The organism is Burkholderia lata (assembly GCF_902499025.1).
Classification (GTDB): Bacteria; Pseudomonadota; Gammaproteobacteria; order Burkholderiales; family Burkholderiaceae; genus Burkholderia; species Burkholderia lata_C.
The window spans coordinates 42,911-58,700 of record NZ_CABVPW010000032.1 but is presented as its reverse complement, the minus strand read 5'-3'; the positions used below and the strand labels follow the sequence as shown (position 1 = coordinate 58,700).

Here is a 15,790-nt window from a genome sequence, read left to right as displayed (position 1 = left end):
GAATGGATGCGGCTCGCGCGGCGAACTTCACGCGCCGCTGGCACACGACGACGTTTCGCTGGCTGTGCGCGTATGCGGCGATCTTCTCGGTTTCGCTGCTCGTGCTCGCGGGCGTGATCAGCGTGGCCGCGACGCACACGATGACGCGCGACACCGACGAGGTGCTCGCGTGGCAGCTGATCTATTTCGATTCGATTCCCGATGCCGAGCTGCCGCTCGCGATCCACCGGCGGCTCGAGCATGAGCACATGCATACCAGTTTCTACGGGCTGTTCGACGCGAACGGGCGCCGCGTGGCCGGTGACATCGCGACGCCGCCCGTGCTGCGCACGGATCGCCACGGACGTACGCTGAACCGCACGCTCGAGCCGCTCGACGGCCAGCCCGCGCCGATCACGCGTGCGATGGCCGTGCGCCGCGACAACGGGATGACGCTGGTCGTCGCGCGCGACCTGTCGCATTTCATCCAGATCCGCGATGTCGCGATCCGCGGGCTCGTGATCGGTGGCGTGATGATCCTGATCGCGGGCATCGCGGGCGGCAGCATGCTCGGCATGCGGCAGATGCGCCGCGTCGCCGCGATCCGGCGCGTGACACGGCAGATCGCCGAGGGCGATCTCGGCAAGCGGCTACCGGTCGGACGTTATGACGAACTCGACCTGCTTGCGCATCTCGTGAACCACATGCTCGACGAAGTCGAGCGGCTGATGGGCGAGGTGCGTCATACCTGCGACGGTATCGCGCACGATCTTCGCACGCCGCTCGCACGTGTACATACGATGCTGGCGCGGCTTGCGGAGCAGCCGTTTTGCGCGGACGACCCCGCGTCGTCGGCACTGCTGGCGTCGGCGCGCGACGAAACCGACCGGCTGCTCGAGCGCTTTCGCGCGATGCTGCGCATCTCCGAGATCGGCACGCTGAGCCGGCGTGGCGGGTTTGCCGCGGTCGACGTCGCGGCCTTGCTGCGCGACGTTTGCGAGCTTTATGAACCGCTGGCCGAAGCCGTCGACGTGTCGTTCGAACTCGCTGCGACGTCGGTCGATCGCATTCATGGCGACCGCGCGCTGCTGTTCGAGGCATTCAGCAATCTCGCGGACAACGCGATCAAGTTCACGCCGCCGGGCGGCCGCGTGCGCGTCGCGCTCCATGCGACGCCGAGCGGGCCGCTCGTGCGGATCGAGGACACCGGGCCCGGCATCCCGCCCGGCGAACGCGACGCGGTGCTCGAGCGCTTCTATCGTGGCGAGCGCACGCGCCATGTGAGCGGCTCGGGGCTCGGGCTGAGCATCGTCTCGGCGGTGATGCACGTGCACGGCTTCGCGCTGCGGATCGGCGATGCACCCCTGGCCGGCGCGGCGATCACGGTCGAATGCTGGCCGCGCTCGCTCGCGTGACGGCGTCGGGGAACGATCGATGCGCATCCTGCTGATATCCCCGCTGAGCGCCGAGGCGGCGCGGCTCGACAAGGCATTTCGCGAGAGCACGCATGGCGTCGAGCGCGTCGACGGATGGCGCGACGGCTGCTTCGTGGCGACGCAGGAGCGGTTCGATGCCATCGTGATCGTTGCGTCCGACACGGTTGCCGGCCCGGCCATCCTCGACGCATTGCCGCGACTCGCCGCATCGGCCGGCGGTGCGACGATTGCCGCGATCGTTGCCGGCGCGACAGCCGCGCAACGTGCGCAGATGCTGCAGGCCGGTTGCGACGTGTGTCTTGTCCATCCATGTTCGTTCGTGGAACTGCACGAGCGGCTGCGCGCGTTGTGGCGCCGCACGGGCGTCATCGCGACGCGCGAGTCGGTCCGGCTCGATGCGGCCACGCGCGCACTCGAAGAGCGTGGCCGGAGGCTGGCGCTCAGCACACGGGAATTCCGTCTCGTCGAATGCCTGTTGCGCGAATCGGGGCGGCCGGTCGGGCGCGATACCGTGTTGCGTTATGCGTGGGGCGATGCCGATGTCGAACCCGAGACGGTCAACGCGCTGGTCGTGCGGTTGCGGCGCAAGCTTGCCGAGCACGCCTTTTCCGCGCGCATTGAAACGGTTGCGCGATTCGGGTTCAGGTTCGACGCGGGCGGGTGACGCCGCGGTATCGCACCGCGCTTGCGGATGGCACGCATGCCGCGCGTTGCGCGGCATGTTCGATTGCGTGCGCTCAGTGCGAATAGAGTTCGCGGTTGAGTTGCGCGAGCTGGCCGTCGCGTTCGGCGTGGACGAGTTCGCGATAGACCTGCGCGCGAGTCAGTGGCGTTGTCGGCCGCGCGTTCCATGCCGGTTGCGACGACAACGGTGCGGTCGCGGTCGCGGCGAACGTCTGCGGCGCAGTCGTGGCATCGGGCTGCGTTGCGCTGGCCCGGCCGGGCAGCGCGACGCAGAGCGCGGAGAGGGCGGTGGCGAACATCAATGTCTTCATGGCGTGATCCTTGTCGAAGGTCGGAGGCCGGTGTCGCGGATGCGATACCGGCCTGAAACACGTTATCGGGTGCGCCCGTGCGGGCGCCCGGCATGCCGATGAAGAAACGTTCATGAACGCGCGCCGTGCCAACCGCCGCCGAGCGCGCGCACGAGCCCGACGGATGCCTGCAGGCGGCGGGCGTCGACGTCGAGCGATGCGATCTGCGTATCGAGCTCGGTCGTCTGCGCGGTGACCACGTCGAGATAGCTGACCGCGCCGTCGCGATAGCGCGACATCGCCAGCGCAAGCGAATGCCGTGCCGCGACGAGCGCCGCGTCGTCCTCGCCCGATTCGTCGCCGAGGCGGTGCAACTGCGCAAGATCGTCCTCGACTTCGCGGAACGCCTGCAGCACGACGGCGCGATAGTGCGCGCCCTGTTCGTCGAACTGTGCACGCGCGTGGCGGATGCCGGCGGCGCGCCGGCCCCCGTCGAACAGCGTCATTGCGAGACGCGGCCCGATCGACCAGATCTCGTTCGGCGCGGCGAGCCACGGCGAAAACGTATCGCTCTGGAACCCGGCGTCGAGGCCGAGCGACAGGTCGGGAAAATACGCGGCGCGTGCGACGCCGATCCGCGCGTTCGCGGCCGCGACACGGCGTTCGGCGGCGGCGACGTCCGGCCGGCGTTCGAGCAGCGTCGACGCGAGCCCGGTCGGAATCGACGGCACGCCCGGTAGCGCGGCAATGGGCGGCAGCGAGAACGTCGACGCGGATGCGCCGACGAGTGCCGCGATCGCATGCTCGTCGAGCGCGCGACGAGCGGCGATGTCGGACGCGCGCGCTTGGGCGAGCGCAAGCTGCGTTTGCGCACGCGCTACGTCGAGCCCCGACGCGAGACCGCCGCGATGGCGGCTGACCGTGAGTTGCCACGCGCGGCGGTACGTGTCGATCGTTTGCGCGAGCGTGTCCGCTTCACGGTCGAGTCCCGCGAGGTCGAAGTAGGTGCTGGCGACGCCGGCCTGCAGGCTGAGCCGGACCGACGCGAGGTCGTCGTCGGCCGCCTGCGCGTTGTCGCGGCCGGCCGCGACCGCGTTGCGGACCTTGCCCCACAGATCGACGTCGTAGCCGAATCCCGCTTCGAGCGTGTTCGATTCATAGATGTCGGGCTGGCCGCTGCCGCGCAGCGGGCGGCGCGCGGACTGACGGTCGCGGTCGGTCTCGGCATCGATACCCACGGTCGGCAGTAATGCCGCATGCGCGTCGTCGAACAGCGCGGCCGCTTCGTCGTGCCGCGCGACGGCGGCGGCGAGATCGGGATTCGCGCGCGCGACGAGCGGTTCGAGCCGGTCGAGCGTCGCGTCGCCGTACACCCGCCACCAGCCGTCGCGTGGCAGGCGATCGGCCGGTGCGGCGTCGATCCATGCGCCCGTCTCGCGAAACGCGGCCGGCACGGGAACGGCCGGCGCGCGATAGGTCGGCGCGAACGAGCAGCCGGCGAGCAGCGCGACGCTGCCCAGCCACACAGCGAGCAGACGGTCAGCCATGCGCACGCTCCGTCGTCGCGGTGCCGGCGATACGCACGGGGTCGCCGTCCGCGAGCGAATCGGGCGGATTGTCGATCACGCGGTCGCCAGCCGCGAGCCCCGACGCGATCGCGACGCGCGTGCCGAGATCGGTCGCGATCGATACGTTGCGCAGCCGCGCATGCCCGGTTGCATCGAGCACGGCGACTTGCAGCCCGTCGTGGCGGAAGATCAGCGTGCTTGCCGGAATCGTCAGCGCATGCGCGGCGCCGGGCATCCTGATCCGCACCTGCGCGTATTCACCGGGGAACAGCGTGCGTGCCGGGTTGGCGATCGAGAACTGCGCGAGCAACGTGCCGGAAGCCGGGTCGATCGATTGCGCGGAATCCGCGAGCGTGGCGTCGAACGTCATGCCGGGCCGCTCGGGGACGGTCAGCGCGACACGCATGCCTGCGCGGATCGCGGCCGCGTCGTCTTGCGGGACATGGACGTACAGCCGCAGTCGCCGCGCGTCCGAAACGGTGAAGAGTTCGGCGCCGTTGCCGCTGCCCGCGTCGATCAGCGCGCCGATATCGGTCTTGCGGGCCGTGACGATGCCGTCGAACGGCGCGGTGAGCCGCTTGAACGATTCGAGCGCTTCGAGCCGCCGTACGTTGGCGGTGCTTGCCGCGACGGCCGCGCGTTTCGCGTCGAGGTCGCTGCGTTTTTCGTCGGCCTCCTGTTGCGAGACCGAATCCTGCGCGAGCATCTCGGCCCAGCGAGCGGCCGTGACGGCCGCAAGCCGTTCGTTCGCGCTCGCGCTCTGAAGGTCGGCGCGTGCCTGCTGCAACTGCTGGTCGAGATCGGGCGTGTCGATCGACGCGAGCAACTGGCTGGCCTTCACGTGCGTGCCGATGTCGGCGTACCACGCGTGCAGGTAGCCGGGTACACGTGCATAGATCGGTGCGTCGACGTACGCGTCGAGCCGACCGGGCAGCACCAGCGCATCGGCCGCGGCCGGTTGCGGCGCAACCGTCGCGACGGTCGGGATCGCCTGTTGCGCGGTCCAGGCGGCGACCGCGCGCGCATCGTGCATGCGGGCGACGAGGCCGGCTGCCGCGACGGCGAGCGCGGCGACGGCACCCGCGATCGCGAGCGGTTTCAGGTAGCGCGGCGTGCCAGGAGGGCGGACTTCGAATTCAGTGGACATGCTGTTCTCCCGGAGTGAGGGGCAGGGATTCGGAACGGGGCGCGCGATCGCGCCGGTGGACGAGACTGAACACGACGGGCACGAACACGAGCGTCGCGACGGTCGCGCACAGCAGGCCGCCGATGACCGCGCGGCCGAGCGGTGCGTTCTGCTCGCCGCCGTCGCCAAGGCCGAGGGCCATCGGCGCCATGCCGATGATCATCGCGAGCGCGGTCATCATCACGGGCCGAAAGCGCGTGAAGCCGGCCTCGAGCGCGGCGACGGCCGCGTCGGCGGTATGCGCGAGCCGCTCGCGTGCGAAGGTCACGACGAGGATGCTGTTCGCGGTCGCGACCCCCATGCACAGGATCGCGCCCGTCAAGGCGGGCACCGACAGCGGCGTGCGCGTGACGAACAGCATCCAGACGATGCCCGCGAGCGCCGCGGGCAGCCCGCTTACGATCACGAATGCGTCGCGCCACGAATGGAAGTTGACGACGATCAGCAGGTAGATCAGCAGGATCGCGCCGGCGAGGCCCGCGAGCAGCCCGCCGAATGCGCTGTTCATCGTCTGTACCTGGCCTCGCACTGTCACGCGCGATCCCTTGGGCAAGCCGGGCGCGCTTGCGCGCAGCACGCGTTCGATGTCGGCGCTGACCGCGCCGAGATCGCGCTCCTGCGTCGTCGCGAAGATGTCGTACAGCGGTGCGATGTCATAGTGCGACACGACCGCGTCGGTCTGTCCGCGCACGATCGTCGCGAGTCCGCCGAGCAGTTGCGGCGCGCCCGAGTGGCCCGTGACGGGCAGCGCGCGCAGGTCCGACAGCGACGTCATCCGGTACTGGGGCGTCTGTGCGACGATCGGATACGACACGCCGTTGTGCGGATCGAGCCAGTAGGTGGGCGATACCTGGCTCGTGCCGGACAGGCTCGCGACCACGGCATTGGTGACATCCTGCTCGGTGATGCCGAGTTGCGCGGCACGCGTGCGGTCGACCGATACCGTGAACTGCGGATAGGTCGACGCCTGCTGCACGCGTGCGTCGGCAACGCCCGGCACGCCGCGGATGCGCCGCAGCAGATCGGTGGCATAGGCGCGGTTGGCGGCACGGTCGGGGCCTGTCACCTGCACGTCGATCGGGGCGGGCGCGCCGAAGTTGAGGATCTGGCTCACGATGTCGGCGGGCAGGAACGAGAACGTCACGCCCGGAAACGCTCGCGGCAGCAGCGAACGCAGTTGCTTGACGTAGTCGGCCGTCGGCGCGTGGTCGCCCGTGAGCGACACGAGGATGTCGCCGTCCTGCGGACCGATCGTGCCGCTGTTGCTGTATGTGAGGTTGATCCCGCTGTTCGGCAGCCCCATGTTGTCGACGATGCTCGCGACCGCGCGTGGCGGCACGACGCCGCGCACCGTCTGCTCGACGTGGTCGAACAGCGCGGCCGTTTCCTCGATGCGCGTGCCGATCGGTGCGCGCACGTGGATCGCGATTTCGCCTGCGTCGACCGACGGGAAGAAGTTGCGGCCGAGCCACGGCACCAGCACGAACGACACCGCGACCGCGGCGAGGAACAGCGCGACGAAGCGCGCGCGGTGGACGAGTGCGAGACCGAGCACGACGCGGTAGCCGGCGCGCAATGCCGCGAAGCGGCGCTCGAATCCCTGCTGGAACGCGACGAGCGGATTGCGTGCGCGTGGCGGCGGGAACGGCGCACCGTGCGGCGCGAGCGCGGCCGCCGGGTGCGCGGCATGCGGTTTCAACAGGTAGCGGGCCATCATCGGCACGAACGTGCGCGACAGCACGAACGACGCGATCATCGCGAAGATCACGGCTTCGGCCATCGGCACGAACAGGAAGCGGGCCACGCCGTCGAGCAGCAGCATCGGCACGAACACGATGCAGATGCACAGCAGCGACACGAAGGCCGGCGCGACGATCTGCGACGCGCCGTCGAGGATCGCCTCGCGCACGTTCTTGCCCTGCTCGAGGTGCCAGTTGACGTTCTCGATCGTGACGGTGGCATCGTCGACGAGAATGCCGACCGCGAGCGCGAGCCCGCCGAGCGTCATCACGTTGAGCGTCTCGCCCGCGGCCGCGAGCGCCGCGATCGCGGCCAGCACCGCGAGCGGAATGGATGCGGCGATGATCAGCGTCGAGCGCCAGCTGCCGAGGAACAGCAGGATCATCGCGGACGTGAGCGCGGCGGCGATCAGGCCTTCGCGGGCTACGCCGCTCACGGCGCCCTTGACGAACACGGACTGGTCGCCCATCACGACGAGCCTGAGCGACGGCGGCAGGGTCGCCTCGATGCGCGGCAACTGCGCCTTGACGCCCGAGATGATGTCGAGCGTCGACGCCGAGCCGCTTTTCAACACGCTCATCAGCACCGCGCGACGGCCGTCGACGCGCACGATGTTGCCCTGCGGCGGATAACCGTCGCGCACGTGCGCGACGTCGCGCATGAAGATCACCGCACCGTTCACGGAGCGGATCGGCAACGCGTTGAGCTGGTCGATGGTCAGCGGGCTGTCGTTGAGCCGGATGTTGTATTCGAAGCCGCCGATCTTCTGCGTGCCGGCCGGGATGATCTGGTTCTGCTGCGCCAGCGCGGTCGCGACGTCCTGCGCGGACAGCCCCTTGGCCTGCAGCGCTTGCGGATCGAGGTCGATCTGCACCTGGCGCACCTTGCCGCCGTACGGCGACGGAATCGCGACCCCCGCGACGGACAGCAGCTGAGGCCGGATCACGTTGGTCGCGTAGTCGCCGAGCTGCTGTTCGTTCAGTGTGTCGCTCGTCAGCGCCAGCTGCAGCACGGGCACGGTCGACGCGTTGTAGTTGAGGATCTGAGGCGGCGTGGTGCCCGGCGGCATCTGCTTGAGCACGGTTTGCGAGATCGACGTGACCTGTGCGGTCGCGGTGCGGATGTCGACGCTCGGCTGGAAGAAGATCTTGACGATCCCGAAGCTGCGGAACGATTGCGACTCGATGTGCGCAACGTCGTTGACCGTCGTGCCGAGCGTGCGCTCGTAGTAGGTTACGATGCGTCCGGCCATGTCGGCCGGCTGCAGGCCAGCGTAGTTCCACACCACGCTGATGACCGGAATCCGGATGTCGGGGAAGATGTCGGTCGGCGTGCGCAGTGCCGCGAGCGGCCCCGCGATCAGGATCAGCAGCGCGAGGACGATGAACGTGTAGGGGCGCGCGAGCGCGAGTCGGACGAGTTTCAGCATCGGCGAGGTCTCCGCCGGCGCGGAGCGCCGGCCTGTCAGCGAAGTGCCGAAGCGCGGCGGGAGCCCGGTTCGGCTCGCGCAGTGTGCGTGGCGCCGCTTAACGCGGGGCGCGGGGCAGGATGAAAGATGTTTTAGGAACGGGGCGCGAGAGGGCGGGGCGGGCGTCGATTGTTACAAGACGTTAGCGCAGGCTTCCCGTTGCGATGCGGCGCATCAGTTCTTACAAAGTGGAAATATGCGGAGACGGCGCTTGCCGTTATAGTCGAATCACACATGAAACAACCAGAAGAGGAATCCATGAAGACCTTGCGTGTTGCCTCGCTCTTGACCGGTATGACGGCCTTGCTCGTGTCGGGCGCAGCAATGGCGGGAGTCAATGTCGGGATCAATCTCGGCGTTCCGGCGCCGGTCTACGTCGCGCCCGCACCCGTGTATGCGCCGCCGCCTCCGCCGCCGGTCGTCTATCAGCCTGCGCCGGTCTACGCGCCGGCACCTGTTTATGTTCCGGGGCCGACCATCGTGATCGGTTGGCACGGCGACCGCTACTGGGACGGCCGTCGCTACTGGGGCCGCGACGAGTGGTACCGCCATCACGGCCGCGGCTGGGGCGGCGATCGTGGCGATCGCGGCCACTGGGATAACGGCCGCCACAACGGCTGGCACTGATCGGCAGGGCGCGCACGCTCGATGCGTGCGCCCGCGATCCGCTCGTGAAGAAACCGCCCGCGGGGCGGTTTTCTTTTGGCTCGCCGGCTCGAATGGGTAGAATCGTCCCTCGTTACTACCCTCATTCGACCGACAGGGCCTCTATGACGAAGGGTTCGCCCCGGGCCGGCGGTGCGCGCGTCCGTTTCGGCGCGATGCGTGCCGTACGGGCCGCCGGCCGCACGGCAGCGATGTTCGCGCTGCAGGCGGTGCTGGCCGCGACCGCTGCGCACGCGGCCTATGCCATTGCGCAGTACGGCGAGCCGAAGTATCCGCCGGGCTTCAAGCATTTCGACTACGTCAACCCCGACGCGCCGAAGGGCGGCACGCTCGTGCTCGCGAACCCGAACCGGCTGACGTCGTTCGACAAGTTCAACCCGTTCACGATGCGTGGCAACCCCGCGCCGGGCATCGACATGCTGTTCGAGAGCCTCGCGACCGGCAGCTCGGACGAGCCGGCGTCCGCGTACGGGTTGCTCGCCGACGACATCGACATCGCGCCGGATCGCCGTTCGGTCACGTTCCACCTGAATCCCCGTGCGCGCTTCTCGAATGGCGATCGCGTCACCGCCGACGACGTCAAGTTCTCGTTCGACACGCTGAAGAGCAAGCTGGCAGCGCCGCAGTTCGGCGCGTATTTCGCGGAGATCGCGAAGGCCGTGGTCGTCGATCCGGCCACCGTGCGCTTCGAATTCCGCAGCGCGAACCGCGAGCTGCCGCTGATCGCCGGCGGCGTGCCGGTGTTCTCGCGCAAGTGGGGGTTGCGCGCGGACGGCTCGCGCATCCCGTTCGACCAGCTCGCGTTCGAGCAGCCGATCGGCAGCGGCCCGTACCTGATCGAGCATTACGACAACGGCCGGACGATCACTTACCGGCGCAACCCGGCGTACTGGGGCGCCGACCTGCCGGTGCGAGTGGGCACCAACAACTTCGCGCGGATCGTCTACAAGCTGTACGGCGACGGGGTGGCGCGGCTCGAGGCGTTCAAGGCGGGCGAATACGACGTGCTCGTCGAGTACATCGCGCGCAACTGGACGCGCCGCGACGTCGGCAAGCGTTTCGACAGCGGCGAGCTCGTCAAGCGCGAATTTCGCCAGCACAACGGCGCCGGCATGCAGGGCTTCTTCATGAACCTGCGCCGGCCGCTGTTTCGCGACGTGCGCGTGCGCCAGGCGCTCGACCTTGCGTTCGACTTCGAATGGCTGAACCGCCAGCTGTTCTACAGCGCCTACACGCGTATGGACAGCTACTTCGCCGACACCGACCTGCAGGCGACCGGCACGCCCGGCCCCGGCGAGCTGAAGCTGCTGGAGCCGCTGCGCGCGCAGCTCGATCCGGCCGTGTTCGGCCCGATGGTCACGCAGCCGAACACGAACCCGCCGGGCTCGCTGCGCGCGAACCTGCTGAAGGCGCGCGCGCTGCTCGCGCAGGCCGGCTGGACCTATCGCGACGGCGCGCTGCGCAACGCGAAGGGCGAGCCGTTCACGTTCGAGATCCTCGACGATTCGGGCGCGTCGATGGAAGGGATCGTGGCGGCATACCAGCGCAACCTGGCGAAGCTCGGCATCGACGCACGTTTTCGCACGGCCGATTTCGCGCTGCTGCAAAAGCGTCTCGACGCGTTCGACTACGACATGACGACGATCCGCTTGCCGGGCGTGCAGGTGCCGGGCGCCGAGCAATACTCGCGTTACGCGAGCAAGTTCGCCGACGAGCCGGGCTCCGACAACTTCATCGGGCTGAAGTCGCCGGCCGTCGACACGCTGCTGCATGCGCTCGGCACTGCGCAGACGCGCGACGATCTGCTCGACGCAACGCATGCGCTCGACCGCGTGCTGATGCATGGCTACTACGCAGTCCCGCAGTGGTACAGCACGACGCACCGGGTCGCGTACAAGCGCACGCTTGCCTATCCGCAGACACTGCCGCTGTACTATTCGGCCGAGGGCTGGGTCGTGTCGACCTGGTGGGCGAAGCCCGATCACTGAACCACGCCGCCCTAACGTCCAACCCCGCCTACCGATCGCGAGTCGACGCCCTATGTGGAGCTACATCCTCAAACGCCTGCTGCTGATGATCCCGACGCTCATCGGCGTGCTGACCCTCACGTTCGCGGTGATCCAGTTCGTGCCGGGCGGCCCCGTCGAGCAGGCCGTGCAGGAATTGCGCAAGGGTGCGACGGAGCAGGGCGCGGTGCCGTTCGGGATGCGTGCGCACACCGGCGTCGACGCACAGCAGCTCGCGCAGCTCAAGGCGCTGTACGGTTTCGACAAGCCGCCGCTCGAACGCTACTGGCTGATGCTGAAGCGCTTCGCGCGCTTCGATCTCGGCGAAAGCTACTTCCGCCACCAGAGCGTGTGGTCACTGGTCGTGCAGAAGCTGCCCGTGTCGATCAGCATCGGGTTGTGGACGTTTTTCCTCACGTACCTGATCTCGGTGCCGCTCGGCATCGCGAAGGCGGTGCGCAACGGTTCGCCGTTCGACGTCGCGACGAGCCTCGTCGTGCTCATCGGCTATGCGATTCCGGGCTTCGTGCTCGGCGTGCTGCTGCTCGTGCTGTTCGGCGGCGGCTCGTTCTGGCAGCTGTTCCCGCTGCGCGGGCTCACGTCGGACAACTTCGCGCAGCTGTCGCTCGTCGGCAAGGTGCTCGACTACCTGTGGCACATCGCGCTGCCGATCACGGCGTCGGTCGTCGGCAGCTTCGCGGTCATCACGATGCTCACGAAGAATGCGTTCCTCGACCAGATCCGCCGGCAATACGTGCTGACTGCGCGTGCGAAGGGGCTCTCCGAGCGCAGCGTGCTGTGGAAGCACGTGTTCCGCAACGCGATGCTGCCGCTGATCGTCGGCTTCCCGGCCGCGTTCATCGGCGCGTTCTTCACGGGCAGCCTGCTGATCGAGACGCTGTTCTCGCTCGACGGCCTCGGGCTGCTGTCGTACGAATCGGTCGTGCGGCGCGACTATCCGGTCGTGCTCGGCACGCTGTACCTGTTCACGCTGATCGGGCTCGCGACCAAGCTGATCTCCGATCTCTGCTATGTGTGGGTCGATCCGCGCATTCAATTCGACACCCTGGAGCGCTGACATGAAACCGTCCGTCTGCATGCCCGGCGTCACCGGGCGAGGTGCGCGATGAACCGGGCCGTCGTGTCTTCCCGCATCGACGCGGCGCGCGCCCGCGTGTCGCCGTCTCCCGCGCGCCGCGTATGGCAGCGCTTCAGGCAGCAGCGCCTCGGCTACTGGAGCTTCGTGATCTTTTTCGTGGCCTTCGCCGCGAGCCTGGCCGCACCGCTGTGGTCGAACGACAAGCCGCTCGTCGTGCGTTACGACGGCCAGTACTATTTCCCGCTGTTCCACGCGTATCCCGAGACGACCTTCGGCGGCGATTTCCCGACGCCGGCCGATTATCTCGATCCGTATGTGCGCAAGCGGCTCGAGGCGCCCGGCAACTTCGTCGTCTACCCGCCGAACCGTTATTACTACGACACGCTGAACTACTTCTCGAACGTGCCGAACCCCGCGCCGCCGTCGCGCGCGAACTGGCTCGGTACCGACGCGCAGGGGCGCGACCTGCTCGCGCGGCTCGTGTACGGGTTCCGCGTGTCGGTCGAGTTCGGGCTGATCCTGACCGTGATCGGCACGCTGCTCGGGATCGCCGCGGGCGCCGTGCAAGGCTTCTTCGGCGGGCGCATCGACATCGTCGGGCAGCGGCTGATCGAGATCTGGAGCTCGCTGCCCGAGCTGTACCTGCTGATCATCTTCGCGTCGATCTTCGAGCCGAGTTTCCTGCTGCTGATCGTGCTGCTGTCGCTGTTCGGCTGGATCGGGCTCGCCGATTACGTGCGCGCGGAATTCCTGCGCAACCGCACGCAGGACTACGTGCGCGCGGCGCGCGCGATGGGGCTCACGAACTGGCAGATCATCTGGCGCCATGTGCTGCCGAACAGTCTCACGCCGGTGATCACGTTCCTGCCGTTCCGGATGAGCGGCTCGATTCTCGCACTCACGAGCCTCGACTTCCTCGGGCTCGGCGTGCCGCCGCCAACCCCGAGCCTCGGCGAGCTGCTTGCGCAGGGCAAGGGCAATCTCGACGCGTGGTGGATTTCGCTGTCGACGTTCGGCGTGCTGGTCGCGACGCTGCTGCTGCTGACCTTCATGGGCGACGCACTGCGCAACGCGCTCGACACGCGGATCGCCGATTCGGCGCGTGCGGCGGGAGGCCAGCGATGAGCGAACCGGTCGTATCGACGCAGCATGAGCCGCTGCTGGCGCTCGAGCATCTGCATGTGCGCTTCGGCGACACGGTCGCGGTGGACGACGTGACGCTCGCGATCGGCCGCGGCGAGCGTGTCGCGCTGGTCGGCGAGTCGGGTTCGGGCAAGAGCGTGACCGCACTGTCGATCCTGCGGCTGCTGCGCGACGCCGACGTGAGCGGCACGATCCGCTTCGCGGGGCAGGACCTGATGGCGAAGAGCGAGCGCGAGATGCGCGGGCTGCGCGGCTCGGACATCGCGATGATTTTCCAGGAGCCGATGACCGCGCTCAACCCGCTGTATACGATCGGCGTGCAGATCGGCGAGACGATCGTGCTGCACGACGGCGTATCGGCGGTCGAGGCGCGCAAGCGTGCGATTGCGTTGCTCGCGCGCACGGGCATCGCGGAGCCGGAGAAGCGCGTCGACAGCTATCCGCACCAGTTGTCGGGCGGCCAGCGGCAGCGCGCGATGATCGCGATGGCGCTGGCCTGCCGGCCGCGCCTGCTGCTGGCCGACGAGCCGACCACCGCGCTCGACGTGACGATCCGCGCGCAGATCGTCGATCTGCTGCTGGAATTGCAGCGCGAGGAGGCGGAAAAGCGCGGGATGGCGATCCTGCTGATCACGCACGACCTGAATCTCGTGCGGCACTTCGCGGATCGCATCGCGGTGATGGAGCGCGGCCGGCTCGTCGAGAGCGGGCCCGTCGAGCGGATCTTCGCGGAACCCGAGCATCCGTACACGCAGCGGCTGCTGAACAGCCGGCCGCAACGCGCGGTCGCACCGGTGATGCCGATCGCGCCCGTCGTGCTCGACGCGCATCACGTGAGCGTGCAGTTCGCGCGCAAGCGGCCGGGCATCGCGGGCTGGTTCGGCTCGGTGCCCGTGACGGCCGTCGCGGACGTGTCGGTGTCGGTGCGGCAGGGCGAGACGCTCGGCATCGTCGGCGAATCGGGGTCGGGGAAGTCGACGCTCGCGATGGCGCTGCTCGGCCTGCAGAAGACGGCGGGCGGCACGATCGAATTCCAGGGGCGCGCGCTGTCGACCTATCGCGGCCGCGAGCAGACCGCGCTGCGCTCGAACATGCAGGTCGTCTTTCAGGATCCGTTCAGTTCGCTTTCACCGCGTCACACGGTCGAGCGGATCGTCGGCGAGGGGCTCGAACTGCATCGTCCGGACATGACACCCGATGCGCGCCGCGCGAAGTCGCTCGCGGTGCTGCGCGAAGTCGGTCTCGACCGCACGGTGCTGCACCGTTATCCGCACGAATTCTCGGGTGGGCAGCGCCAGCGGATCGCGATCGCGCGGGCGCTGGTGCTGGAGCCGCGCATCCTGATCCTCGACGAGCCGACGTCCGCGCTCGACGTGTCGATCCAGCAGCAGGTGCTGAAACTGCTCGCGAATTTGCAACAGAAATACAACCTCGGCTACGTATTCATCAGCCATGACCTGGAGGTGATCGGGGCGATGGCGCACCGCGTCGCGGTGATGCAGGACGGGGCCGTCGTCGAGTCGGGAGAGGTGGCCGACATCTTCACGAGACCGTCACATCCTTACACACAAAAGCTGTTGAAAGCGGTCTGGAAAGCGTGATAAGCCGCCAATGGTCTGACCATCTCGATTGTATTTATTAATTTGTTTTGACAAACGATTACGCGCTGGCTAGTATCGACCGAAATTTTCCGCCAATCAGCTGATTTTTAAGCAAATTCCATCGACCAATGCAGCATCGATCCCTGACCCTGGCATGCGCGCGCACCATCGCCGGGCTGTTCATCGGCGCCCTGTTCGCAGCAGCACCCGGCGCGTTCGCCGACGAAGTCAGCAGTTTTAACCAGAATGTCACGAATTCGACGCAGAACGCGTCGAATTCCTCCCTCCAGCAGACCAGCGCACAGCCGTCGTCGAGCGGCGGTGCGAAGTCGTTCCTCGCGGGCATGGCCGGCAAGGCGGGCGACGTGGTGGTCGGCGCGCTGAACATGATCGGCGTGCGCTATCGCTGGGGCGGCAACTCGCCGGATTCGGGCCTCGATTGCAGCGGCTTCGTGCGCTACGTGTTCCAGGACACCCTCGGCATGTCGCTGCCGCGCCGTGCGGAAGAGATGAGCCGCGTCGGCGAGAAGGTGAGCATGAGCAACCTCAAGCCGGGCGACCTCGTGTTCTTCAACACGATGCGCCGCACGTTCTCGCACGTCGGCATCTACATCGGCGACAACAAGTTCGTGCACTCGCCGTCGACGGGCAGCACCATCCGCGTCGACGATCTCGACAGCGGCTACTGGGAAAAGCGTTTCACCGGCGCGCGCCGGATCGAATCGGAATTCCCGATGAAGCCGGACGATCTGCGCCAGCGCGTGCGCGCGACGATCGGCGACGATTCGGCGAACGGCAACAACTGACGTTCGACGGCCAGTCCGGCCGGATTGAAAAAAACCCTGTCACCGAAAGGCGGCAGGGTTTTTTGTTTTGGGGCGGTGCAAACGGTGGTGACTCGACTGGCGTTCCACCGTTTGTGGG

At 67.9% G+C, this 15,790-nt stretch carries 13 protein-coding genes and 1 tRNA gene; 8 read left to right on the top strand and 6 right to left on the bottom strand.

Going from position 1 to position 15,790, the window contains the following annotated elements:
* Positions 1–2 precede the first annotated feature (2 nt).
* Both BDI24065_RS28440 and BDI24065_RS28435 read left to right on the top strand, forming a co-directional pair.
* Positions 3–1,394 carry a sensor histidine kinase gene (locus BDI24065_RS28440; protein WP_175034056.1) on the top strand — a complete coding sequence of 464 codons (1,392 nt, stop codon included), beginning with the start codon at positions 3–5 and terminating at the stop codon, positions 1,392–1,394.
* A gap of 19 nt (positions 1,395–1,413) precedes the next feature.
* Positions 1,414–2,079, top strand: coding sequence for a response regulator transcription factor (locus tag BDI24065_RS28435; RefSeq protein ID WP_175034055.1), 666 nt, complete (start codon positions 1,414–1,416; stop codon positions 2,077–2,079).
* A 73-nt stretch (positions 2,080–2,152) separates the two neighbouring features.
* Here the strand turns inward: BDI24065_RS28435 and BDI24065_RS28430 are convergent, their stop codons facing one another.
* From BDI24065_RS28430 to BDI24065_RS28415, 4 genes are all read right to left on the bottom strand, one after another.
* On the bottom strand, positions 2,153–2,410 hold the full coding sequence (locus BDI24065_RS28430) for a DUF4148 domain-containing protein (protein ID WP_175034054.1): 258 nt from the start codon (positions 2,408–2,410) through the stop codon (positions 2,153–2,155).
* A gap of 110 nt (positions 2,411–2,520) precedes the next feature.
* Positions 2,521–3,936, bottom strand: coding sequence for an efflux transporter outer membrane subunit (locus BDI24065_RS28425; protein ID WP_175034053.1), 1,416 nt, complete (start codon positions 3,934–3,936; stop codon positions 2,521–2,523).
* Entirely contained in the window at positions 3,929–5,104 is a 1,176-nt protein-coding gene (locus BDI24065_RS28420; RefSeq protein WP_175034052.1) for an efflux RND transporter periplasmic adaptor subunit, read from the bottom strand. Before BDI24065_RS28420 ends, BDI24065_RS28425 begins: the two co-directional genes overlap by 8 nt.
* A complete protein-coding gene (locus BDI24065_RS28415) occupies positions 5,094–8,312 on the bottom strand; it encodes an efflux RND transporter permease subunit (RefSeq protein ID WP_175034051.1) in 3,219 nt (1,072 codons plus the stop codon). Before BDI24065_RS28415 ends, BDI24065_RS28420 begins: the two co-directional genes overlap by 11 nt.
* 297 nt (positions 8,313–8,609) lie before the next feature.
* Between BDI24065_RS28415 and BDI24065_RS28410 the strand changes: the two genes are divergently transcribed.
* Positions 8,610–8,978, top strand: coding sequence for a hypothetical protein (locus tag BDI24065_RS28410; RefSeq protein ID WP_175034088.1), 369 nt, complete (start codon positions 8,610–8,612; stop codon positions 8,976–8,978).
* Between the two features lie 334 nt (positions 8,979–9,312).
* Here the strand turns inward: BDI24065_RS28410 and BDI24065_RS28405 are convergent, their stop codons facing one another.
* Positions 9,313–9,801 (bottom strand): hypothetical protein, encoded by a 489-nt coding sequence (locus tag BDI24065_RS28405; protein ID WP_175034050.1) that lies wholly within the window; start codon positions 9,799–9,801, stop codon positions 9,313–9,315.
* A gap of 318 nt (positions 9,802–10,119) precedes the next feature.
* Positions 10,120–10,246, bottom strand: a tRNA-Arg gene (locus tag BDI24065_RS28400).
* A gap of 9 nt (positions 10,247–10,255) precedes the next feature.
* Here BDI24065_RS28400 and BDI24065_RS28395 point away from each other — a divergent pair.
* The 5 genes from BDI24065_RS28395 (at position 10,256) to BDI24065_RS28375 (ending at position 15,672) form a co-directional block, all read left to right on the top strand.
* Positions 10,256–11,005, top strand: coding sequence for an ABC transporter substrate-binding protein (locus tag BDI24065_RS28395; RefSeq protein WP_175034049.1), 750 nt, complete (start codon positions 10,256–10,258; stop codon positions 11,003–11,005).
* A 52-nt stretch (positions 11,006–11,057) separates the two neighbouring features.
* The gene (locus BDI24065_RS28390; protein WP_175034048.1) at positions 11,058–12,101 is read left to right on the top strand and encodes a microcin C ABC transporter permease YejB; all 1,044 of its coding nucleotides are present in this window, start codon (positions 11,058–11,060) and stop codon (positions 12,099–12,101) included.
* Positions 12,102–12,149: 48 nt separating this feature from the next.
* Positions 12,150–13,247 (top strand): ABC transporter permease, encoded by a 1,098-nt coding sequence (locus tag BDI24065_RS28385; protein ID WP_175034047.1) that lies wholly within the window; start codon positions 12,150–12,152, stop codon positions 13,245–13,247.
* Positions 13,244–14,866, top strand: a complete 1,623-nt coding sequence (locus BDI24065_RS28380; protein WP_175034046.1) for an ABC transporter ATP-binding protein — start codon at positions 13,244–13,246, stop codon at positions 14,864–14,866. The genes BDI24065_RS28385 and BDI24065_RS28380 overlap by 4 nt, the downstream gene beginning before the upstream one ends.
* Before the next feature lie 128 nt (positions 14,867–14,994).
* Positions 14,995–15,672, top strand: a complete 678-nt coding sequence (locus BDI24065_RS28375; protein ID WP_175015991.1) for a C40 family peptidase — start codon at positions 14,995–14,997, stop codon at positions 15,670–15,672.
* The last annotated feature ends 118 nt before the right edge of the window (positions 15,673–15,790 follow it).

Excerpts from the sequence above, each read along its gene's own strand:
- BDI24065_RS28390 (WP_175034048.1), top strand. The coding sequence starts at position 11,058 with ATGTGGAGCTACATCCTCAAACGCCTGCTGCTGATGATCCCGACGCTC.
- BDI24065_RS28415 (WP_175034051.1), bottom strand. The coding sequence starts at position 8,312 with ATGCTGAAACTCGTCCGACTCGCGCTCGCGCGCCCCTACACGTTCATC.
- BDI24065_RS28405 (WP_175034050.1), bottom strand. The coding sequence starts at position 9,801 with ATGCGCGAGCCGTCCGCGCGCAACCCCCACTTGCGCGAGAACACCGGC.
- BDI24065_RS28435 (WP_175034055.1), top strand. The coding sequence starts at position 1,414 with ATGCGCATCCTGCTGATATCCCCGCTGAGCGCCGAGGCGGCGCGGCTC.
- BDI24065_RS28385 (WP_175034047.1), top strand. The coding sequence starts at position 12,150 with ATGAACCGGGCCGTCGTGTCTTCCCGCATCGACGCGGCGCGCGCCCGC.
- BDI24065_RS28410 (WP_175034088.1), top strand. The coding sequence starts at position 8,610 with ATGAAGACCTTGCGTGTTGCCTCGCTCTTGACCGGTATGACGGCCTTG.
- BDI24065_RS28425 (WP_175034053.1), bottom strand. The coding sequence starts at position 3,936 with ATGGCTGACCGTCTGCTCGCTGTGTGGCTGGGCAGCGTCGCGCTGCTC.
- BDI24065_RS28430 (WP_175034054.1), bottom strand. The coding sequence starts at position 2,410 with ATGAAGACATTGATGTTCGCCACCGCCCTCTCCGCGCTCTGCGTCGCG.
- BDI24065_RS28395 (WP_175034049.1), top strand. The coding sequence starts at position 10,256 with ATGGACAGCTACTTCGCCGACACCGACCTGCAGGCGACCGGCACGCCC.
- BDI24065_RS28440 (WP_175034056.1), top strand. The coding sequence starts at position 3 with ATGGATGCGGCTCGCGCGGCGAACTTCACGCGCCGCTGGCACACGACG.
- BDI24065_RS28375 (WP_175015991.1), top strand. The coding sequence starts at position 14,995 with ATGCAGCATCGATCCCTGACCCTGGCATGCGCGCGCACCATCGCCGGG.
- BDI24065_RS28420 (WP_175034052.1), bottom strand. The coding sequence starts at position 5,104 with ATGTCCACTGAATTCGAAGTCCGCCCTCCTGGCACGCCGCGCTACCTG.
- BDI24065_RS28380 (WP_175034046.1), top strand. The coding sequence starts at position 13,244 with ATGAGCGAACCGGTCGTATCGACGCAGCATGAGCCGCTGCTGGCGCTC.